The following is a 22,423-nucleotide window of genomic DNA, read 5'->3' on the forward strand; positions in this document are numbered from 1 at the left end:
CTTCGATAGCCTTGCGATCAATCAATCGAGGTAGACTGGAGCGTTGCCTCCAACGGCGGCGAATGAATCTTCAGGCTTACCGGGGAACGAAAATGAAATGTGTTCAATGTCAATCAGAACGTCTCGTCCATGATGCAAAGGCGGTGGACTATTTTGATATGGCGATGAAGCGACCGCTGAAGCTGGAGTTGGATGCGAATCCCGATGCGTGGCTGTTCAAGGGCACTGAGGCGGGCGAGCTCAACGCGAGTGTCTGTGCAGATTGTGGCTTTGTGCTGTTTACGATGGCCAAAGAAGACGCCGAAAAACTCTATCGCATTCAGAATGCTCGGTAACCGTTGGTGTCTAGCCTTGAGGCGATTCCGGGCGCTGCTTCGCAGCGCCAGTCGGCAGGCTCCACCGCAACCCTCGCTGTCTTACAATCGCCAACTCACAATCCAACCGAAAGGAGAGTCCGATGAGCAAAATCGCAGTCACATCAGCCGGCGGGCAATTGGGAGCCGAGATCGTTCGGGCGAACTCGGTGAATTCTTAGGCAACATCATCGCCGGGATTTACGAAGGCATCCGCAACGGCGTTTTGGACAGCGAAAGCCACTTCGATGCGCTGAATTGACGCAGTGAATCGGAACGGCCTTCGGATCGATCACGTCGGTCTCGTGTTGATGTTGGTCAGCGGGTCGCCAATCGACTAAAATGATGGGATGTCGAAATCAACACACCATCGTCGTTTTGTGCTTCAATCCATCGCCGGATCCCTCGCCTTGCCGGGGCTGCAGTCGCTGCGGGCCGAGTCGGGGGGCGCTTCGTTGCCGGTCCAAGCCGCACGTGAAACCGGGTTGGGGGGCGACGGTTCAGGATCGCGACGCTTTGTCGCGGTGGGCAATCTGCTCGGGTTCCAGCAGAATCAGTTTTTCCCCGAGACGCCGGGCAAAGCGTTCGAGGAAACGACGCTGCTGAAACCGCTGGCCGAAATTCGTGACCAGATCACCGTCTATCGTGGGCTCGATCACGGGCTCCGTGGCGGGCACTTCGCGGTCCACACGTTTCTCTCTGGCGTGCTGCATCACGAATCCAAACAGCGGCCCGACGGCAACGTCACCATCGACCAGTTCATTGCGGACGAGATCGGCACGCAAACCCGGTTCCCTTCACTGACCGTCGGCTCCGAAGGCGGCATCCATGGCGGTTGCCAACTCTCTTGGACCAAGTCCGGCGTCCGCGTTCCGCCGATCACCGGTCCCGCCGCGTTGTTTGAAAAACTGTTCGTCACCGAATCGAAAGCACGTCGCTCACATCAGATCCGCGAGAATTCGCTGCAAGCGTCGATTCTGGATTCGGTCGTCGAGCAAGCCGGTTCGCTTTCTAAACGCGTCAACCGAGACGACAAGGCCAAGCTGGACGAGTACTTCAGCTCGATTCGCGATGTCGAAAAACGATTGCAAGCCCGTCGCCGCTGGGCCGACCAGCCGAAGCCCCAGCCGCCGTTTGAGAAGCCTGCCGATACCAACACGGTGGACGATCTGCCGTTGTTGTATGAGCTGATTGCTTTGGCGCTGCAGACCGACTCGACACGGGTTGCGACCCTGGAAATCGGCGGCAGCTTCTTGCCCCAGGACCTGGGCATCGACAAGTCCTACCACAGCCTGTCGCACCACGGCAACGATGACGAAGCGATCGCGAATCTGATCACGCTGGAGACGTATCAACTGGAACAGTTCGGCACGTTCTTGAGTCGACTGGCGGCGATCGAGGACGGCGATCAGTCCTTGCTCGATTCGACGGCCGTTCTGTTCGGAAGTGGGATGGGCAACGGGAATTCGCACACCAACACCGATCTGCCGATCGTGCTGGCCGGCGGAGGCTATGGGCGCGGCGAGTTCAAAAAGCTCGCCACCAAAGGGCCCGCCAAGGTTCCGCTCTGCAACTTGTTTGTTGATATCGCCCAGCGAATGGGAGTCTCGACGGAGTCCTTCGGGACCAGCACCGGCAGTTTCTCCTGACAACACCTCCTGCCCCCCATGCCTTCCATTGATTCTTTCATGTCGGGGGCCCGTCGTGCCGTGTCCGCGACCGCCCTCGCTCTCGCCTGGTGGGCCGTACCGCAAGCGGCCGCATCTGAGCCTGCGAACCCATCGCCGGCCGGCCCCGGAACGCTGGTCGCCGATTTTTTGGGCCGTTACTGTGCTGAATGCCACAGCGCCGATTCGGCCGAGGGCGATCGCGATTTCGAATCGTTCCGGCTGCCGCTCGCGTCGGTCGATCAATTGATCACGGCGGACGAAATCGTCGATCAGGTGACGTTGAAGCTGATGCCACCAGAAGATGCCGCGCAGCCGACTGACGAGGAACGCCTGGCGTTGCTGGATGCATTGCGAAAAGCCGTCGAAACGTCGCGTGAACGATTCAATCCCTCCGGCGGCCAGACCGTTTTGCGTCGGTTGTCCAATCGAGAGTATGAAAACACGCTGGCGACACTTTTTGGTCGCCGCGTCGATACCCTTGGGTTGACCGCCGATTTTCCCAAAGACAACACCGTCGCCCACATGGACAACCTGGGGGAAGCCCTGGTGACGTCTGGTTTCTTGCTCGACCAGTACTTTCAGGCGGCTTCGCGGTTGGTGGAAGCGCGCCTGGGCAAACCCGCGGTGGAGCCGAAAACATGGCACTTTCGCGACAACTTTCGACAGTACGAAGAACTGTCGGGTGCCCACCGCAGTGTCTTCAACTATGAGTACCTGTGTTTGTACGAGCAACCCAACACCGACACCCGTCAGGGTGGCTACGGGCACATCGAAGACTTTTTGGAGGGCGTTCCGGTTGCCGGGCTTTATGACATCGAAGTCCACGCCCAAGCGATGCACCGCGACACGCACTATGATCCAAAGATCTTTCGCATCGATTTTTCCGAACCTTTTCAACTGGCCGTCGTCCCGGGTGACGTCACCAAGGGGCACATCCACTATCCTCAGGCGATCGAACCGATCTTGGGGCAGGCGATCGTGCCGGATGAACAGCCCGAGTGGTTGAAGTTCCGCGTTTGGTTGGAAGCCGGACAGACGCCCCGATTCATTTTTCCCAACGGCCCGTATGAATCGCGTGCGTCGGTGATCGAAGTCAACAAGCGGTACAAGGACGAATTCGACCCCAAGAAATACAAAGCCGGCGTGAGCCGGACGCACATCCTTCGTGAAGGCGAGTTGCCGCACATTCGGATCGGAGAGATCAAGGTTCACGGTCCGATTGCCGAGCCGCACGGTGGGCGAGAAGAGTTGGCGGTGTTCGGGCCCGACGGATTCGACGCCGAACGTGCGGTCGAGCAACTTCATGCCTTCGGCCGGCGAGCTTATCGTCGCCCGTTGGAACCGTCCGACCGCCAGCGGATCAGTACGTTCTATGCGGAGCGATTGGACGAGGACGCGACGCCACGACAGGCGGCACTGGACACGTTGAAAATGATCCTCTGTTCGCCGTCATTTTTGTACCTCAGTGAGATCACGGCGGAGAATGAATCGCTGCTGGGACCTTTCGATTTGGCCACGCGGCTTTCGTACGCGCTGTGGGCCGCTCCACCGGACGATTTGCTTTTTGCCGCGGCGGAATCCGGGCGGCTGACCGAATCAAAAGAACTGCAAAGCCAGATCGCACGAATGCTTGCCGACGAGCGATCCGATGCGTTCGTCAACGGATTTACCGACAGCTGGTTGAACCTGCGAGAGATCGGCAATCTGCCGCCGCCGCGGAAATCGGCTCCGCAGTACTATTCAGAAAACCTGCCGGAATCGATGAAGCGGGAAGCTCGTCAGTTCTTTCGTCACTTGCTGGATCAGAACGGGCCGGTGACCGAGTTTCTGGATGCGGACTACACCTTTGTCGATAAGAAACTCGCCAAGCTGTACGGGTTGCCCGAGCAGGACACGCTTCGACTGGCCGACGGATTTCAACGCGTCTCGTTGGCCGGCAATCAACAGCGTGGCGGCGTCTTGGGGATGGCCGGCGTATTGACGGTCAGTGCCAATGGGGTCGACACCTCACCGGTGACCCGCGGCGTGTGGGTGATGGAAAACATTCTCGGCACGCCACCGCCACCGCCGCCGGACGAAGTGCCGTCGATCGACGCCGACGTCAGCGGTGCGAGGACGATTCGCGAAAAACTGGCCAAGCACAGCGAAGACAAAACGTGTTTCGTCTGCCACCGCAACATCGATCCGTTGGGATTTGCACTGGAGACCTATGACCCGATCGGACGTTGGCGGACCAAGTACCCCAAACCCAAGGGAAAGGGTTCGGCGGCAAAGATCGATGCGTCGGGCGAACTGCCGTCGGGTGAAACGTTCCAGGACTTCGCAAGCTTTAAAATCGTGTTGCGGGAGAGTCGCGGCGAGTTGTTCGTTCGCAATTTGATCGAAAAGCTGACGACTTATGCGACGGGGCGTCAAATGGAACACGCCGACCACTTCCAGATCGACGACCTCGTTGCGCGGGTGCAGTCGGACGAAGTCGGCGGGCTGCGGACGATGGTCGTCGAAGTTCTGACCAGCGAGCTGTTTCGGTCACGTTGACAGCGAGACCTCAGGACGAGAGTGCCGTCACAAAGTGGTGTGCCGCTGGTCGTCGCTGCGGTCAAGGAGCATCGGTCTCCTGTTCGTCGTTTTCAAAGAGCTCCGCAGCCTCGCCGAGTGCCTTTTGGACCATGCACCAGACGACGGGGCGATCCTGATACGGAAGCGGCGGCCCGGCCGGCCGGGCAAGCTGTGTTTCGGCATCGTTTCGAGCCTTTTCGTACAACCGCTGAGCACGTGCGTCGCGACCGAGTTGCTTGTGGGCCATCGCCAAAAAGAGTTGTCCGAGAATGCGGTCTTTGGGATTGACTGCTCCGTCGGTCGAAATGGTCGCCGCCGCCTCCTCGTACCGCCCCAAACGATAGAGTGACATGCCCTTTGTGATTAGCAGGAAAGCCCGCTTGGGGACGATTTCGAGCGTTTCATCGGCAATCTGGTCCAACCGCTCGCGGTCAACGTCTGGGGCCGAATCGAGGGAACACATCAGCACCACATCCATTCGGGCCGACGGTTGATCTGCGTCTTCCCATTCCTCGATCAGCTGTCGACAAACGTTGTTTTTCTCTGCTGCCGTCCCATGCAGCAGCGTGAGCGCCGTTTCGCCTTCCCGGAAGCGAATCACCGTTGGCGTCAGTTCCGCGGCACGACGATAGTCGGCGATCGCTTGATCCCATTTTGCCAGATTTCCATGGAAGCGGCCGCGCAAACGATAAGCGGCCGAAAAGTCTGGGTATGCGTCGATCACCGTCTGGTAAGTCGCCAATCTCTCGTTTGTTTCCATCGTTCGCGTCGCCGGTGTTTTTCCAACAACTTCTCGCGACATTCCCATCCACCTGTTCGCCGTCTGCGATTGATTGTTTTCGAGCGTTGCAAGCTTGACGACCAGTTCCTCGCCGAGCGCATGGCAAGCATTCGCCAAGTCAACATTTCCGGCATCGTGTTCGATCATGCCTGCCAAAAAAAAGCTGATGAATCCGGCAGACTCGTCAGCAAGTGACTCCCTGATCGTCCGTCACGCCGCTTGATGATCTGCAAGCCGGTAATGCACGAACGCCTGCAACCAGATTCGCGGGTCTTCGGGCGAAAGTTCTGACGCTTTCCTGGCCAAATTCAAAGCAACGCGCAGGTCTTCCTCGGGTGTTTCGGTGTCCATGCAAGCGTTGTAGGCACAATCCCTGCAGACACTCAAAATTGCGTCCGTCGTCTTCTCGATGGCGTTCTCATCGATCGAGGTTTGATCGGTGAGTGCTTTCTGTAAGCTCTCCAGAACCTCCACCGATTCCAGGTAACGCTTCTGTTGCAGCAGCCAACGGGAATGCGATCCCTTGAGATCCACCAACTTCGTGTGATCGGCCTCTGGGTGTGATTCGAAGAAATCGATCGCAGCTTGTAGGTATTCGCCCGTTTGATCCGCACTCATTTCGTACGGAGCGACGCCTTCCCGAGAATACGATTCGCGGAGCGGAGTGCCTGGAGCGTCCTGCATCGGCACGACCGCAAACGTGTAGTGATTCTGATCGTGAACGGTCACGACGTTGATGGTTCTCCGCGTCCCGTTCTTGCCGATTTGCGTACACGTACCGACGAGTTGAAACCACTCACCATATGGAATGACGTCGTACTGAGCGGTCCGAGTGACGCCCCAGGATGCGAATTGGTTCTCTCGAATTGTTGCTTGGTCACCTGGATCCAGCATGCGGACCATCAGGAGCGTGTTGGCAAAGTTAGCCCCGAAGAACTCGTTGCGATGGGTAAGGATCGTATGGTGCAGGTCCCACTCAGCCGTTTCACGACCGGTGTACTGGTAGGTGCCCTGCTTTCCCACACCTCGCCAATTTCCGGCGAAGTAGTCCATTGCCTTTTTTGGTGGGATCGTTTGATCTTTGTGACTCGATTGCCCTTCCTGGGCGTTTGAGTTACTTGAGCAGACAACCGCCAGGGCCAGAAATACAAACGACAAGGTTCCAATCGAAGTTTTCATTACGACACCTTCGTTACAGAAGCGGAAAAGCGAACGCCCAACCTCATGGCACTCTCATGCCCGGGTGGGCCGGGTTACCTAGAAAGGTGGAATTCTACCTCTGAAGAACAGGAGCTTGCCACTCGAAAGAGCTGGTTTCCCAAGTGGTTTCCTGGCAAGGGCGATCCACGCTACTCCCCTGGGTAGATCCGCTTCCAGTCCTGCTTCATGTCGACGACGGTCCAGCCTTGGCGGGGCGCGTCGTCAAGCGCTTTGTCGAGTTGGCCGATGTGGGAGTCGCGGTCGTAGGCCCATTCGCGCCGGTCGTCGGTGTGATGTACGATCAAACCGAAGCTGGGCGAATGGCCGATCGTCGTGTACTGAAGCATTTGCCAGTCACCATCGGAATTACCGGCGGCGAAGATCGGTCGACGCCCGATGTGGGAGTGAATCCCGACCGGCTTTCCTTCCTTGTCATCGATGAAGTCAATTTCTGGCAGGCGGACGATCACCGGTTTGCCGTCGCGGAGTTCGAACTGCGTTTTGATGCTGCTGCCGACGACCTGTTCCGGCGGAATACCGTAGGTCGCTTCGGTCCAGGGTCGCATGAACTCGATACCGCCGCCGGAAACGATGAACGTTTTAAAGCCATTGGCTCGCAGATAGGCCAGCAGCTCCAGCATCGGTTGATAAACCATGTCTTTATACAGCCGCCCCGTCTTGGGATGTTTTGCCGTGGAAATCCAATCGGTCACGATTCGTTCGAACTCTGCCGACGTCATTCCTGAATGTGTTGCGGCTACGATTTCCAACAGAGACTTTTTCCCGCCCGCCAGGACGGCTTTGGTGTCCGATTCAAGCACTCCCTTGAACGGCTGTTGATTTTTCCATTCGGGGTGCTCCGGTGCCATCGTCTTGACCCGATCAAGGGCGAAGGCGAGCTGAAAGTACATCGGCTGTTCGCTCCAGAGTGTGCCATCGTTGTCAAACGTGGCGATACGCTCGGCTGGCGGCACATAGTCGGCCGTCCCTTTCCGAGTGACTGTCCCAACAAAATCAATGATGGCCGCTTTGGTCGCAGTGTCATTCCACGACGGAAGCGGGTCGGCAGCATCCGAACCGGTCGCTGCGAATCCGAACAGGCCGACGAGTAGAGCGAAAACGAGTTGCCGATAGTGATTCGGAGTCATGCGTGGGACCTGCGGTAGAGAATAAAAGGCGGGCTCTCACCGGTGAGAGCCCGCCCGAATCATGAATGAATCAGCGGCCTCCCATGCTCGCCTCGATCTGTTTCTGAACCTTTTCCAGGTTGAATGAACCCGGTGTTTGGCTCGGCGGAAACTCTTTCATCGTCATCAAAAAGTTGGCGGCCAGCTGTTGCATCGGGGCGAGCACAAACACGCGTTCCAGGAACCAGTCGTTATAGGTGTTTGAATTGTGTTGTGCCTTTTCGAACGGATCTCGGCGCAGGTTGAATAGCAAGGGGACGCGGAGCTCGGTAAAGGGTTCACGCCAGACGCCGAATGCGACTCCGCGATTTTCCAAGAACACTGCTTTCCAGGCGTTGTACCGCATGGCGACGATTTGCCCATCGTCGTTGACGTACATGAATTCTTTACGCGGAGAGTTTTCGGATTCTCCCGTCAAATAATCCAACAGGTTGTAGCCATCGATGTGGTTTTTGTAATCGCGGCCATTGAGCGTTACGCCTGATTTCAGCTGGTCTTTAATCTCAGTGCTGCCGCCGATTGCGGCAAACGTGGGCAACCAATCTTCGTGGGCCACGATTCCATTGAGAACCGTTCCCGCGGGGAACTTGCCCGGCCAGCGGATGTAGCAAGGCACACGGTAGGCACCTTCCCAGTTGGAATTCTTTTCGCTGCGAAACGGCGTGGTGCCGGCATCGGGCCACGTGTTGTAGTGCGGGCCATTGTCGGTCGAGTATTGAACGACCGTGTTGTCGGCGATTCCAAGTTCATCGAGCAGGTCCAGCAATTGTCCCACGTGCATGTCGTGCTCGATCATCCCGTCGGTGTATTCGTCGTTGCCTTCATGCCGATGCTCTTTTTTGACATGAGTGCGGAAGTGCATTCGGGTGCCGTTCCACCAGCAAAAAAATGGTTTTCCGGCCTCGTGCTGACGCGTGATAAAGTCTTTCGCCGCGGCCAGCGTTTCTTCATCGATCGTCTCCATTCGCTTTTTGGTCAGCGGACCGGTGTCTTCGATGGTCTGGCCACCATTTCCGTCGGCTTTGCAACGCAGGACTCCGCGGGGACCAAAGACGTCCGCGAACTTTTTGCCGTTCGGCAACACCAGGTCCGTCGGATAGTCTTCATTCTCCGGCTCTTCTTCGGCATTCAAGTGGTAAAGATTCCCGAGAAATTCATCAAACCCATGCATGGTCGGCAGGTGTTCATCTCGATCACCCTGGTGATTCTTGCCGAATTGCCCGGTGGCGTAACCGAGACTTTTCATGACGGTCGCCATCGTGACATCGGTTTTTTGCCACCCCTCTTTCGCGCCCGGAAGCCCAACCTTTGTCATGCCACTGCGGACCGGCACGCTTCCGCTGATGAACGCCGCACGGCCGGCAGTGCAGGATTGTTGGCCATAATAATCCGTGAAAAAGACGCCTTCTTTTGCGATGCGATCGATGTTGGGCGTCTTGTAACCCATCATGCCACGGTTGTAGTGGCTGATGTTTTCAGTGCCGATGTCATCGCCCCAGATCACCAAAATGTTCGGTTTTTCCTGGGCGCGGAGTGAGGCGCATATCGCGAACGATAAGACGATGGGCAATAATCGCGCAGAGCGAACGTTCATGATGAGAGTCTCCGATGGTTGTTGATAAGTCTCACTCGGTTGTCATCGCCCAGGGCGATGCCCGCTTGGCGCAGTGTAATAGGTTGGAGTGACGGAGGGTATACGGAAGCGACAAACTTCATAAAGGTCAAATTGATGCCAGTTGACACATGGCCAGCGATCCAAGATGACGCCTGTTGCTCCGGTAAGAACGTGTTGCCCAGAGCAAGCGTGCGCTCTGGCGATGTAGACCGGCGCAGCGGACTGGCCTGGAAACTCCGCCCCCGAAATGGCACGGACACAACCGCTGGTGTCTTAGCCTTGAGGGAACGTCCAGCTTAGGAGAGAGCTGAAACGTGACAAATCCAAACGATCTGACCGATGGGGTAAGAGGTGGTCGGTGGATGTAGGCCATAGTTGCACTCATCCAACCGACGTCCCTCGCGGCAATGCCTGGACGTGAACGCTGCCTCCGACGCGTAAGCCCGCGCCCCAACCGATTTGATACCGTTTGTCCTTCACGCCGCGGCGGCGATCGCTTGGCCTTGGGCGAGGGCGACGATGGTAATGCCGTGCTGTTTGGCCAAGCGGAAGGTTTCTTCACGTTCGACCAAGATCGTCTTGTCGGCTTCGATCACGATCGCGGTGCCGCCGTTTTCGGCCACGCGGGTGACCGTTTGCGGCCCGATCGTAGGCACGTCAAATCGCATGTCCTGGTTCGGCTTGCTGACTTTCACCAACGTCCATCCGCCACGACGGCAAAGCGTTCCGGTCCGCGCGATGCACTCGTCGGTTCCCTCGACCGCTTCGACGGCCAGCACCGTGCCGTCTTTGATGGTGATCGATTGGCCGATGTCCATTCCGCCCATCTGCTTGGCGACCTGCCAACCGAACTCGGCGTCGCGAGATTGCTTTGGGGTCAATGGCGTTCCGATCAAATGGCCTTGGTCCACGAGCAGCTCCGGTGCAAAGTCGGTGGCGGGGCAGATGGTCAACGAGTGTTTGGCGTAGGTGTTGGTGACGGCCAACAGCAAACTGTCATCGCGCGAATCGGGGCGATTGCCCAGCAAGCAGGGGCCGAAAGTTCGAATCGCCGTCAGGTCCGGGCAGTGTTTGATCCAGACGCTGCCTTGAAACAGCAGTTCCGATTTGAACAGCTTGCCCGCCATCGTGACTTGGCGGATCCCGTGGCGGCGGAAGTAACGGATGTGGGCGCCGATCTTACCGACGCCGGACCACTTGACATGATCACAAATCGATTCCAAATCGGTCGACGCATGGTCGGTGATCGCGATGCAGCAGACGCGTCGTCCGCTGGCGACCACGTGCTCGGCGACTTCGACCGGAAAACTGCCCCAACCGGCGATCAGCCCGATCGGAGGTTGGGTGGAAATGTTTGACGATGACGAACACCCGGGCATCAGACTGCGAATCAACTCGCGCCCGTATCCACGACGCTGGATCATGCCGCCCGCTCCGATCGGCCCTGTTTCGATCGGCCCTCGCTGGTTTGCCCCTGGCCGAGTTGTTTGTTCATTACATCGAGTTGTTTTCGCAACGCTTTCAGTTCGCGGCGCATCTCGGGCAGCTTTCGCTCGATCGCAAAGATCTGCATCTGGTCGCGTTGGGGCATCGCCGGCGAACCCAACAAGACCTGGTGTCCCTGGCAGTCGTCCATCACGCCCGCTTTGGCGCCGACGATGGTGTGATCGCCCAGCGTGACGTGGTCCTTCAGTCCGACCTGGCCGGCCAGGATCACGTAGTCGCCGGTGCGACAGGACCCCGCGACGCCGACTTGGCTGCAGATCAGATTGTGGCGACCGATCTGGCAGTTGTGTGCGATCATCACTTGGTTGTCGATCTTTGTTCCTTCGCCGATCCGCGTCGCGCCGTAACTGCCGCGATCGATCGTCACCCCGGCCCCGACGTCGACATCCGAATCGATGCGTACGTAACCGAGTTGTGCCGATGGCAGGTGCCGACCGCCTCGTTGTTGGTAACCAAACCCATCGGCCCCGATGATCGTTCCGGCGTGCAAGACGACGCGATCACCCAGTGACGAATATTCGTACAGCGTGACGCCGGGATACAACACACAGTCGTCTCCGATCGTGCATCCGGGCATGATCACCACGTTGGGCATCACCAGCGTTCGTTCACCGATCGAAACCCCTGCACAGACCGTTGCCGTCGGATGGATCTTGGCCGAGTTGGCGATCGAGGCCGATGAATCGACGCCGACGCCGGGCAGCGCTGTCGGGATCGGCGGTCGAAACTTGGAAACCACCGTGGCAAACGCCGCGCGAGGATTCTCGACAATGATTTGGGGCCGCGGGTCCGATGCCACCGGCTCGGCACAGATCACCGCCAAGGCATCCGAGCGAGCCAGATTGGCCGACACGTTTTTGCCCACCAACATTGTGATCTCGCTGGCCGTCGACTCGTCCGGTGGGTTGGCGCCGTCGCAGATCAGTGTCCCGTCACCGTGGAGGGTTCCGTCAACCAGTCGTGCGATTTCATCAAGTCGGATTTCCACGGCGAAGTCCTTTTCGCTGAGTTGATTGTTAATTCGGACGGCCCGAATCCTCCACTAGCCCCCGGTATACCGCCAGTTCTGGGATCGCTGCAAGGCAAAGTTGGCCGTTCTGCCGGGGACAGGACGTCACATTGATCCACCCAGGTGTCTGCTTCTGAGATGATTTGTTGTCAATCCGATACCGCCACGGTTCGGCTGCGATTGAGCGGCGGCGGCTTTGATGAACACCTAAGTCGTTCCAGGTTAAGCGTTTAGTGACGTTGCAGTGGAGCGATGGCACGCGGAGTGCGATGCTCTGGCGGGGGAATCGTCCGGCCGGGTCGATGGGTGTTCAACGAGGGGAGGACTTCACGTGATGAGATCAGGCAGTCTATGGGCCATAACGCTGGTTTGCATTTTTGCCGCGTTGCTAACGCCGCGCCGGGCCGAGGGCGGAAGCAACTCGCCAATCTATGCGGCGGCGAGTGATTATCGAGACGCGGTGCGAGAGTTCGAACGCGTGGTGCTGCGGACGCCGAAGATTCGCAGCAGCGTCGAACGTTTGGTGGATGATTTAGAGGACAGCACCAGTGATTTGAAGTCGGCCGCCCGCGATCCCGCTCGACTGGATCGATTGCTCAGCCGGTTCGTTGCGACCGACGCATTGCACTGTCGTGTCGAGTTGACGTTTTTTGGCGACCCGATTTTTCCCGCCGAACCTCGGTTGGAGGAAAGTTGGATCGCGGTTCACGAAGCGTATGCGCGATTGGTTTACGAGGTTCATTACCTTCAGCAATTGCGCAGTGCCAAGCGGGGGCGACCGATCGCGATCGTCGACCATCGCTATGATCAGCCGCCCGCCTACGTTCCCGCTCCAGCCGTCGGCGACCCGGGCGTCCGCGGCCCCGTGTATCGCAGCCGAACTATTGATGGGAATCGCTCCGCCGCGGCAGCGGCGGTTGGGCCGTACAGCGGTTCGGTGGCGAGCCCTTATGGTGCCCAGCTGCAACGTTCGCCGGGGGCAGCGTTCAGCGGCGCAGTGTTCAGCGGCGCAGTGTTCAGCGGGGCAGTGAGTACCGGGGCAGCAGCACCGACGCGACGGATCATTTCGACGCCCGAACAGCTCCGTTCGGCAATCCTGGGGGCGATTCTGCAGCGGCAGCGCTAGAAAGTCCGTTTCGGGCTAAAGACAACGAAACGAAGAGCTTTTCACCGATTAGGGGGTGCGTTCGTAAAAAGTTTTGGTTTTTTCAAAATCCCCCCGCTTGGGACTCGACTTGGGTTTCCTGATTTACTAGCCTTGTAGAGGGTGCTGAGCACGGCTCGCATCAAGCGTCTGGGATATTTTGCCCCGATATCCCGGGCGCGTTTTTTTTGCGCTCTCTGGCGTTTGCTTGTTGCGCATACGCTGTTTCTTCCAGACTGAGAGACTCTCTCAATCGTTTGCCGAATGCAGCGGTAGGGCAATCGACGTCGAGCGCCGGATGGTTGCAGGTGCCGTTTTGACTTTCCCGATGGTCCGATATCGCGGTTGTTTTGCTCGGCCGTCGATCCGACTTGGCGTGTGTTTGAAAAAAAGAATTTCAAAATCAGCGAAATTGGTGGCGGGAACCCGGCCGATCTCTTGATCCTCTGAGAGCCTGTCCAGCATTTGTCAGGTCTCGGGACCGAATCAACGAAACGATTTGGGGGGCGACCCGCGGTCTGAGGGGGCAAGCTGGACGGGTGTTTTTTTTGCACGGGAGCGAGTGCGGTTGTGACGGGGCATACTTACTTGCGTAGTAAGCAGTTCATGGCCGCGCTCGCCCGTTGCAGAGTGGAGGCGATGGTTGAGTTTGGGGCAGTGGCGGTTATGGTTTCACCTTCCGATCCGCGTTTAAAATCCTGCCCCCGACCGACTCGTGAGTCCAGCGTCCCCTAACCCCATCGAGTTCACTCCGACAGACAAGTCGCTGGTTGTCATGATCCGCGATGGCGACGAGGAGGCGGCCGAAGCGTTGTACGACCGATACGCGCGACGCGTATTCGGTCTGGTCCGCTCCAAGCTCGGTGCTCGCTTGGGCGCGATGACCGAACCGGAAGACATCGTGCAGTCGGTTTTCAAGAGCATGTTTCGCGGCATGCAATCGGGAAACTATGACGCACCCCCCGGGACAACGCTTTGGAATCTGTTGGCGGTGATCGCGGTTCGCAAGCTCAGCAACAAAGCCAGCCACTATTCGGCACAGCGGCGTGACGCCAGTCGCAATGTGCCGTTGGATGCGGAGCTTGACGGGGTGGATGATGGAATGGATCTCGCGTCGGCGGAGTTTTTTCAGGTTTGCATGCAGGAGGCACTCGATCTGCTTCGGCCGCTGCATCGCAAGATTCTTTCGTTGCGGATCCAGGGGCACAGCATCGATGAAATCCGCGACCTGACGGGGCGGAGCCGCCGCACGATTGAACGCAGTTTGCAGAAAAGCCGCGAGCTGTTGGCCGAATCGTTGCTGGACGAAGGTTAGTCGCCGGGAAAAAATGCAGGACCGCCGTCGGGTCCCGTGCCGCGCGATCGATTCTCCCTTTCAGAGGTCGTGCGTTTTTTCACCTCTGAAACAGGCAGGTGTTTACGACACCACCCTCCCACTGGGAGAGTTTCATCGGTCGCGAGGTGATGGGCAGGCCGCCCCATGTTTGACAGCGGTGGACGACCTGCGTTTACACCCGCCAACTTTTTTTGCTAAATCCGTGGCGGACATCAGGGCGGTTCGCTGCTCCTCCTGGCAACGATTTCATCGGTCTGTGTTGCGACGGACTGAATCCCACCTTTGACACGCCTAGGTTCATAACCGGATGATCAATCGAGGCACGCTGGATCGACTTGAAGACGCGATCGATCAATTCGAGGAGACGTGGTCGCCGGAATCGCAAGCTAGGATGGAGGATCTGCTGACCGCTTATGGTCTCGGCGACGACGATGAAGCGATTGTCGAATTGATTCGCATTGATATCGAATTGCGCTATGAACGCGGGCTCTCGATCGAGCTCGGCGACTACCTGGATCGATTCACGATTCTGCACGACCGACCCAAGCGGGTGGCGGAAATTGCATTCGAGGATTATCGATCACGCTCGGCCAATGGGCATCCCGTTTCGGTGATGCGGTGGCGAGGGCTGCCGGGCGTCAATCGCGAACCGTGGTTCCAGGACTTGATGCGTCAGACATCGGTTCCTCCGCGACGTTCACGCAAACGCACCTCGCCGTCGGACTGGTCGCCCGACGAGGCGTTCGAGATGGCGTTGGAAGAAGCCGGGTTTCATCTGGTCCATGAGATCGGACAAGGCGCCTTCAGCCGCGTTTATCTGGCCAATCAGATCGAATTGGCCGACCGGTTTGTGGTCTTGAAGATCGTGACCGAAACGCTGGCCGAGCCGGAGTACATGGCGCTGCTCCAGCACACCAACATCGTGCCGATCTACTCCTTCCACCGCATCTTGTCTCGGTCGGTGCTCTGCATGCCCTACGCGGGACGGGTAACGCTGAGTGATTTCTTGAAGGACAAAGCGGACGTTTCGGCACGTGGGGGACAGAGTCTGATTCGGACCGTTCGTGATCGCATCGATGCGACCACGAAATTGACCGACGAGGGATCCCCGGTCGACAACGATGGCCTGCACCGACCGCTGGCCCCGGCCGCCGATGACCAGGGTGTGATCCGGCCGCTGGAGACGTTTCGGTCGTTGGACTGCCAGCAGTTGGCGATCTGGGTGTTTCAACGCCTGGCCGGGGCACTGGCCCACGCCCACGCCCGTGGTGTCTTGCACAACGATCTCAAACCCAGCAATGTGCTGATCCGCAACGACGGTGAACCGGCGCTGTTGGATTTCAACCTGTCCCAAACGCTGGGCCAAGAGAACTTGCGGCACGCCGGGGGGACGCTGCCGTACATGTCGCCAGAAACCTATCGGGCGCTGATGGGACAACAACCCCACAGCGGTGCGGCATCGGACGTCTATGGGTTGGGCGTGATGTTGTTCGAGTTTGTCACCGGTCGGCTGCCGTATCCGACACCCGCGTCGATCGCATCGATCGATCTGGATGCTGCGATCGATGCCCGGCGGGGGCAACCGGGCTGGCAGGAGGCCGATGGCGTCCATCCGGGACTGCGCTCGATCATCGATCGTTGCTTGCACTTCGATCCCCAGCGGCGCTACGCCAGCGCCGATGATCTGCAAGTCGATTTGCAACGCGAACAACAAAGTCTGTCGCTGGTCCATACGGCCGAACCGACGTCTTGGAAGATGAAAAAGTGGTCGCGTCGACACCCCCGCGCCGTCTCTTCCGGACTGGTCGCGGCGCTGTTACTGGGGTTGCTGGCGCCGCTGACTTACATCACGGTTGATTCGCTTCGCGACAATCGCGTGTTGCGATCACAAGCGACCTTCCAAACGTTTTCCGAGCAGTCGGCGGAGTTTCTGGCGACGTTGATGGCCGATCCGAATCGGCAAAAGGCGTCCAACGTCCGCCGGGGCGTGGAGATGCTGGAGGAGTACGATGCGTTGGAACGGGAGGGAATTGAACGTTTGCTGGGGCAGGAGGGTTTCCAGCAGCAGCAAGTCGCCCGCGAAACGCTGTTTCGCCACATCGCCCACATCGCGATCCTGGAGCTTCAGAACCTCGCACAAGTGCGTTTTTCCGACCCCGCGGCATCCTCTGACTACCGGCGATTGGATCGATTGATCGAAGCAGCCAAGGTGGTGGAAAATGGCGTCCCGGCTCGAGCGCGATTGTTCATCGAAGCCGAGCGAGCTCGATTGGCCGGCAACGACCAGCGGTATCGGGTGTTGCAAAAAATCGCGTCGGACACGCCGGCGCAAACCGATTCACAGTTGTACCTGGAAGCGGTGCGATTGTTGGCCGGTTACGATCACCAGCGGGCCAGCGAACTGTTGGCGGCACTGGCCGATCGAAACAGTGTTCCGCCCGCGTTGCGCTGGACGATGCTCGGTCGCGCCCAATTCGCCGCCGGACGCGTCGAAGATGCCAAGCTATCGTTCACGCAATCGATCGAACGGGCACCGAACTCCGCGAAATTGCGGGTGCTAAGGGGACGCTGCCACTTTGACCTAAGAGAAGATGCCAACGCCGAACGGGATTATCGCAAGGCGATCGAATTGGATCCAGAGAGTGTTGGCGGTTGGTCACAGTTGGGGTTATTGCACCATGCAAGGGAGGAGTATGCCGAAGCCTTGGAGTGCTTCAATCGTTCGCTGGAATTGGCGCCCGATCGAATCTGGACGCTGCTCAAGCGGGCGAAAACCTATCGCGCCATCGGCGAGGATGGTTTGGCTGACGCCGACTACTCGGCGGCGATGTCGGTCCCGTGCAACGACCCCAATGAACTTTCCTATCGAGCAGGTGCACGGTTTAGAATCGCCCCCGACGCGGCGCTCGCCGACCTTCGAGCCGCCCATCGATTGGACCCGGACCGACCGACGTTGCAGCGGGAAATCGCACACGTTTTGGCGGTCGGGCTGGAGCGACACGAAGAGGCGATCGAGGCATACACCAAGGTGCTAGAGATGCAACCCAATAACGAGGTTGCACGAATCGACCGTGCCTTGTCTCTGGTGCGACTCGGCCGCACGAAGGAAGCCCTGGCGGATACCCAAATCGCGATGGAGGATCCCAATTCGGGCCGAACGCTCTATCACGCCGCCTGCGTGCACGCCTTGATCGGCAAAGAAGTCAACAAGCGAAGGGCGGTCACCCTACTCGCCAAAGCGGTCGCCCACGGCTACGAGCCTGACGACATCGGCCAGGATTCGGATCTACAGTCGATCCGCGACCTCGAAGGATTTCGTGTCATCGAACGCTTTTTAGAAACATCGCGGCGGGACCAACTTCGACGGTTGCGGGCCGCCAAGGACGAATCGCAGTCCCCCGATTTTCAAACGCTTTAACTCACCGAGATTACTCACCACCAGGATCCCAGCGACATGAAACGTGTCACTCGCGGTCGGGCCGTCCCCGCCGCCTCCATTCAAGCCCTCGAAGATCGACGCCTGCTGGCGGTCTTCGGGGATGCTTGGTCCAGCCCACGCGATTTGACCATCAGTTTTCCCGACGATGGTGTTCAAATCGGCAGCCACCAGAATGACCTCAACGCTCTGCTGGATGTGCTCGCCGATCGCCCCCAATGGCAAGAACTCGCGCTCCGCGCCTACCAGACATGGGCCGTCAATGCGGACATCAACATCGGTCTGCGCAATGATTACAACAACGCTTTCGGAACGCCGGGGATGATCGTCGGCGACCCGCGGTTCGGTGAGTTTCGTATCGGCGCGTTTCCGCAAGAAGGTCTGGTTGCCAATTCGATTCCCTTTCAGGCGGTCGCGGGGACGTACTCGGGCGATCTGCTGCTCAATTCCAATGACCAATTCACCTTCCATGACTGGGCCAACGATCACGGGCCCGATCCGATGACGATCGCCGCCGGTGACCGTGACCTGTTCAGCGTCCTGTTGCACGAGGCGGGCAATACGCTGGGCGTGGACGACAACCTGTTGGACTGGTCGGTCATGTTTCGCCAATACACCGTGCCCAAAGGAGTCTTGGCGGCCGAAGATATCGATGCGATCACGGCACTCTACGGACAGCGCAGCGACCCGTACGAGCAAATCGACAACGGCAGCCTGTACACCGCTTCGATGATTCCGACGCCGGTCGGACTGGACCCACAGACCCAGGTGATCCGTTCGCGGGGCAGCCTGTCCACGGGGGACGATGTCGATCACTACAAGATCAATCCGATCGCCGGCATGGATTCCGTGACCGTTCGTGTCCGGGCCTCCGGCGTCAGCTTGTTGCAATCTCGCTTGGAAGTGATCAATTCCTTTGGCCATGTGGTCGGCCAGGCCAGTGCCGCATCGGTCTTTGAAAACGACAACGAACTGACGATCCATGGTCTCGCCTACCAGGGGGACCTGTTCCTGCGTGTCTCAGCGGTCGACCCCAGCGACGTCTATGCCGTCGGGGACTACTGGATCGAAGTCGATTATCGCAGCGACACCGTGCGGGCCGCCGATCCGGTCCTGGGCGCTTATGATTCGGGCCCGGATTCGTTGTTTACGAATTTCGATCTGAACGATCCCGAATTCGGTTTCAACGACGAATTGGCCGATGCGGTCGATCTGGTTCCCACCGCAACGCCCCAGGCCATGCGGTACGAAGTACAGTCCTCGGTTTCGGCCGCGTCGGACGTGGACTACTACAAAGTCACCGCACCGGACCTGATCCAAGGGCGTTTGGTCGTGCACGTTTCCGGTGTCGGTGTCGGCCGACCGGACGTGCGGTTGCAGGTGGTCGACGCCGGTGGTCAAGCGGTCGGAACGGCGGCAAAGCTTCACCCCGACGGAACGTTCACCGTCGAAGTCGCCCAGCCCCAGGCGTCGCAAGACTACTTTGTCAAAGTCAGTGTCGATCCCAATTCAGCCGTCGGCGTCGGGAACTATGTGGCCGTCGCGGAATTCGAAGCGCCGCAAACCCAAATGAACGATCTGGCGAGTGGCGACCTGACCAGCGAATCGGACAAATTCATCCGCTGGACGGCGGGAAAAACCCGCCTCTATCGATTCGACTTGAGCGCCACCAGCGCCGACGCCGACCAAGCGGTGCGTTTGACCGTGTATGACGCCCACACGCGGGAAATCAAAATGGTTTCGGTCGCGCACGCCGGCATCACACGCGGTGCACTGGCGTGGTTGGAACAAGGGGAATACATCCTGCGGTTCACCGCCATCTCGATCGGGGACGCGGCCGTCACCCAAGTCAGTTACGCATTGGCAGCGGACGGGATTTCCGATGACCAGGATGACGATTGGGTCGACCCGGCAGACGACCCCTATTATGACCCCTACTACTACAACAGCGGTGAGTACGACGAGGGGTACTACGAATCGGGGTCGGACTATTACTACTACTATTACGACTACGGGTATTGATAAGGCATGGTCCTGAACGCCCAGAGACCGCTTGTTCCTTCGATTGAAGTGGATGGATCCGCGTTGACGGATCTGTTGGAATCGATCTGTCGCCGCGCCGGCCGGTCGGTTCGGCAGTCCAGGGAGACGATCATTCGCCAATCGCGACAGCGGTTGTCCCGTGATCCGTTTAATAGACAAGCCATGCACGTCGTCGCCGCGTCATCATTGGTGCACAGGCAGCCCGAAAAGGCGTTGGATCTGTTGGCGAAAACCGGCGAGGGATTGGCTTGCGATCCGGTGGGCAACCGGCTTGCCGGATACGCTTGGCTGGTGAACAAAGACGTCAGCCGGGCGAAGCAATCGTTCGACCAGGCGGTCCGCTTGGATCCCAACCAGCCGGACTGCTGGAAATGGCTGGGCCATCTTGCCGAGCAAGACGAGCAAGACGAGCAAGCCGCGGAGTATTACGAACGCGGGATCTTGTTTGACGATGGCGGCCACGAGTCGGCGCTCGCACTTTCACGGTTGCATGCCCGGAATCGGCAACTCAAGGACGCGATTCACACCTTGCGCGTTTGCCTGATTCGCGATCGTCGTTCACCCAAACTGAATTTCGCTCTCGCCCGCCTTTTGGATCGACGCTCGGTGATGCTGGGCCGCAAGCGGATGCACCTTGCCCAACACCGTTTGCGACGCGAGGCGTTGGAGTGCTATCGAATCGTCAACGCGGCCGCACCGACCGTCCAGAGCTGGTTGATGCAAGGCCGGTTGGAACAACAGTTGTTCGCCCATGCGGCTGCCCGGACGGCTTTTCAGAAAGCCGTGGATCTCGACGCAACGTCGGCCAAGGCGCTCAGCCATCTGGCCAGTGCCAACGTGGACTTTGGCGACATCGAAACCGCACTCGGGCAGTTCGAACAATCGATTCGGTTGGATCCGCAACGCGGTGAAGCCCATTTCCGATACGCGCGGGCCAAACGTTTCAAACCGGGCGATTCCACACAGCGCTATCTGGATCAACTGGAACAACAGCTGTCCATCGACGATCAGCCGCGACAGAAAAAGATCTACCTGAACTTTGCGATCGCCAAGCTGCACGACGACATCGGGAACTACGACCACGCCTGGCAGCACTACGATCGCGCGAATCGGCTGAAAACATCACGTGCCCAGTCGGCTGCCCGATCGAAAGGCCCGCGGCGATCGCCACTGCAATCGGATCCCGCACCGATCGACCCGGTCGAAGATGGACCCTGGTTCGAAGCCTTCACACGTCAGTCCCTACAGGCGTATTCGCCCGAATACTTCAAGTCGATGCGAGGAACATCGACGTCGGAACCTGCGAGGCCGGGGATCGGGCATCCCAGCCGGACCCCGATCTTTATCGTCGGGATGCCGCGTTCGGGAACCACGCTGACCGAACAGATTCTCAGCAGCCATCCGGCGATCGCCGGCGCGGGGGAATTGAATTACATCAATCAACTCCGCCAGGAGATCGCGCGGGTTCACTCACCGTCGCCAGACCGCCAGGCCGCTTGGAGCCGCCATCCAGAGTGGTTGCAGTCGATGAACCCCGCCGAGATGACACTTTATGCCGAGCGGTACTTGGAACAACTGGAGCAATTTCGATTCGGGGCACTTCATGTGACCGACAAGATGCCGACCAACTTCATGCATCTGGGGTTGATCGCGACACTGTTCCCCAACGCGACGGTGATTCATTGTCGCCGCAACCCGATGGACGTGTTCGTGTCCTGTTATTGCCAGAACTTGAATGCCCCGTTTTGCGATCTGGACCAATTGGCCGTCTACCATCGCAACTATCGACGGCTGATGGCGCATTGGGAACGTGTCTTGCCGATCAAGATCCACACCAGTGACTATGAGTCACTGGTGGCCGATCCCGAAACGCAGGCCCGCGACATGATTCGCCACTGCGGTTTGCCGTGGGACGATGCATGTTTGCAGTTCCACAGCAACGACCGCGCGGTGCACACACCCAGCAAGTGGCAGGTGCGGCAACCGATGTATCGATCCTCGGTCGAAAAATGGCGCCGCTTTGAAAAGCACCTGGCACCGATCGCCGAACAAGTGTTCGCGGAAATCGACGCGGAAGCCGCCTCGGCACTGTTTGAGCCATCGTCGTTGATGACCAATGTACCCGATCGGAATCGCAGCGGGGCCGTCCACGACCATGGCTCTGCCGATTTCGCTGGACCGTCACGATGAAGCCCGAAGGGCTGGCACCCGGCTCACTATTGTTTCGGTTGCGACTAAATCGACCGCCCGTGACATCACCGACCGACAACCTGCCGGCGTCCAGGCCTAAGGCACGTCGCCCGACCAGCCCAATGCGATCCATCGCTCCCGTTGGATTCGGCAAACACGGTACGTTCATCCTTTCAGGCGCCGGTTTGTCTTCCTCGGCCGAGTCGACCGCGCACCGATCGAACGATGACATCAGTAGCGAATCCTTGGAAGCAAAGGTCTGATGAATTCAGTTGGGCGCACTTCGAGCGCACCAATCAGCGGCATCGACGAATGGCGTTGGTTTGCTTGCGGCTGTTTCGAGTACGAGTACGAGTACCGGCTGACGCCTGAGTACGAGCACGATTTGGCAGCG

Annotated in this window: 15 protein-coding genes; 9 read left to right on the forward strand and 6 right to left on the reverse strand. The window is 58.7% G+C overall.

Annotated elements, in window-relative coordinates; genetic code table 11:
- The first annotated feature begins 62 nt into the window (after positions 1-62).
- From H1B37_RS23950 to H1B37_RS23960, 3 genes are all read left to right on the forward strand, one after another.
- Positions 63-335: a hypothetical protein gene (locus tag H1B37_RS23950; protein ID WP_182869606.1), complete on the forward strand. Its 273-nt coding sequence runs from the start codon at positions 63-65 to the stop codon at positions 333-335.
- Between the two features lie 368 nt (positions 336-703).
- Complete coding sequence (locus H1B37_RS23955; RefSeq protein WP_182869610.1) at positions 704-2,002, forward strand: DUF1552 domain-containing protein; 1,299 nt, start codon at positions 704-706, stop codon at positions 2,000-2,002.
- Between the two features lie 39 nt (positions 2,003-2,041).
- On the forward strand, positions 2,042-4,561 hold the full coding sequence (locus H1B37_RS23960) for a DUF1592 domain-containing protein (RefSeq protein ID WP_182869612.1): 2,520 nt from the start codon (positions 2,042-2,044) through the stop codon (positions 4,559-4,561).
- A 61-nt stretch (positions 4,562-4,622) separates the two neighbouring features.
- Here the strand turns inward: H1B37_RS23960 and H1B37_RS23965 are convergent, their stop codons facing one another.
- Positions 4,623-5,384, reverse strand: a complete 762-nt coding sequence (locus H1B37_RS23965) for a tetratricopeptide repeat protein (RefSeq protein WP_182869614.1) — start codon at positions 5,382-5,384, stop codon at positions 4,623-4,625.
- A 27-nt stretch (positions 5,385-5,411) separates the two neighbouring features.
- Between H1B37_RS23965 and H1B37_RS23970 the strand changes: the two genes are divergently transcribed.
- On the forward strand, positions 5,412-5,558 hold the full coding sequence (locus tag H1B37_RS23970) for a hypothetical protein (RefSeq protein WP_182869615.1): 147 nt from the start codon (positions 5,412-5,414) through the stop codon (positions 5,556-5,558).
- Positions 5,559-5,573: 15 nt separating this feature from the next.
- Here H1B37_RS23970 and H1B37_RS23975 read toward each other — a convergent pair whose 3' ends face one another.
- The 5 genes from H1B37_RS23975 to lpxD form a co-directional block, all read right to left on the reverse strand.
- Positions 5,574-6,416 (reverse strand): hypothetical protein, encoded by an 843-nt coding sequence (locus H1B37_RS23975; protein ID WP_182869618.1) that lies wholly within the window; start codon positions 6,414-6,416, stop codon positions 5,574-5,576.
- 296 nt (positions 6,417-6,712) lie between these two features.
- Entirely contained in the window at positions 6,713-7,711 is a 999-nt protein-coding gene (locus H1B37_RS23980; protein WP_182869620.1) for an HAD family hydrolase, read from the reverse strand.
- A gap of 70 nt (positions 7,712-7,781) precedes the next feature.
- Positions 7,782-9,344, reverse strand: a complete 1,563-nt coding sequence (locus H1B37_RS23985) for an arylsulfatase (RefSeq protein ID WP_182869622.1) — start codon at positions 9,342-9,344, stop codon at positions 7,782-7,784.
- A gap of 497 nt (positions 9,345-9,841) precedes the next feature.
- Positions 9,842-10,789 carry an LpxI family protein gene (locus tag H1B37_RS23990; protein ID WP_286178107.1) on the reverse strand — a complete coding sequence of 316 codons (948 nt, stop codon included), beginning with the start codon at positions 10,787-10,789 and terminating at the stop codon, positions 9,842-9,844.
- Positions 10,786-11,859, reverse strand: a complete 1,074-nt coding sequence (lpxD, locus tag H1B37_RS23995; RefSeq protein WP_182869623.1) for a UDP-3-O-(3-hydroxymyristoyl)glucosamine N-acyltransferase — start codon at positions 11,857-11,859, stop codon at positions 10,786-10,788. Before lpxD ends, H1B37_RS23990 begins: the two co-directional genes overlap by 4 nt.
- Before the next feature lie 355 nt (positions 11,860-12,214).
- Here lpxD and H1B37_RS24000 point away from each other — a divergent pair, with 355 nt between their 5' ends.
- The 5 genes from H1B37_RS24000 (at position 12,215) to H1B37_RS24020 (ending at position 22,029) form a co-directional block, all read left to right on the forward strand.
- Positions 12,215-13,006: a hypothetical protein gene (locus H1B37_RS24000; protein ID WP_182869624.1), complete on the forward strand. Its 792-nt coding sequence runs from the start codon at positions 12,215-12,217 to the stop codon at positions 13,004-13,006.
- Positions 13,007-13,739: 733 nt separating this feature from the next.
- On the forward strand, positions 13,740-14,339 hold the full coding sequence (locus H1B37_RS24005; protein WP_182869625.1) for an RNA polymerase sigma factor: 600 nt from the start codon (positions 13,740-13,742) through the stop codon (positions 14,337-14,339).
- A gap of 328 nt (positions 14,340-14,667) precedes the next feature.
- A complete protein-coding gene (locus tag H1B37_RS24010; RefSeq protein ID WP_182869626.1) occupies positions 14,668-17,778 on the forward strand; it encodes a protein kinase domain-containing protein in 3,111 nt (1,036 codons plus the stop codon).
- Between the two features lie 36 nt (positions 17,779-17,814).
- Positions 17,815-19,818 carry a matrixin family metalloprotease gene (locus H1B37_RS24015; RefSeq protein WP_182869627.1) on the forward strand — a complete coding sequence of 668 codons (2,004 nt, stop codon included), beginning with the start codon at positions 17,815-17,817 and terminating at the stop codon, positions 19,816-19,818.
- A gap of 63 nt (positions 19,819-19,881) precedes the next feature.
- Positions 19,882-22,029 (forward strand): tetratricopeptide repeat-containing sulfotransferase family protein, encoded by a 2,148-nt coding sequence (locus tag H1B37_RS24020; protein WP_182869628.1) that lies wholly within the window; start codon positions 19,882-19,884, stop codon positions 22,027-22,029.
- Positions 22,030-22,423 lie beyond the last annotated feature (394 nt).

The sequence above is a fragment of the Stieleria mannarensis genome (assembly GCF_014154935.1).
Classification (GTDB): Bacteria; Planctomycetota; Planctomycetia; order Pirellulales; family Pirellulaceae; genus Stieleria; species Stieleria mannarensis.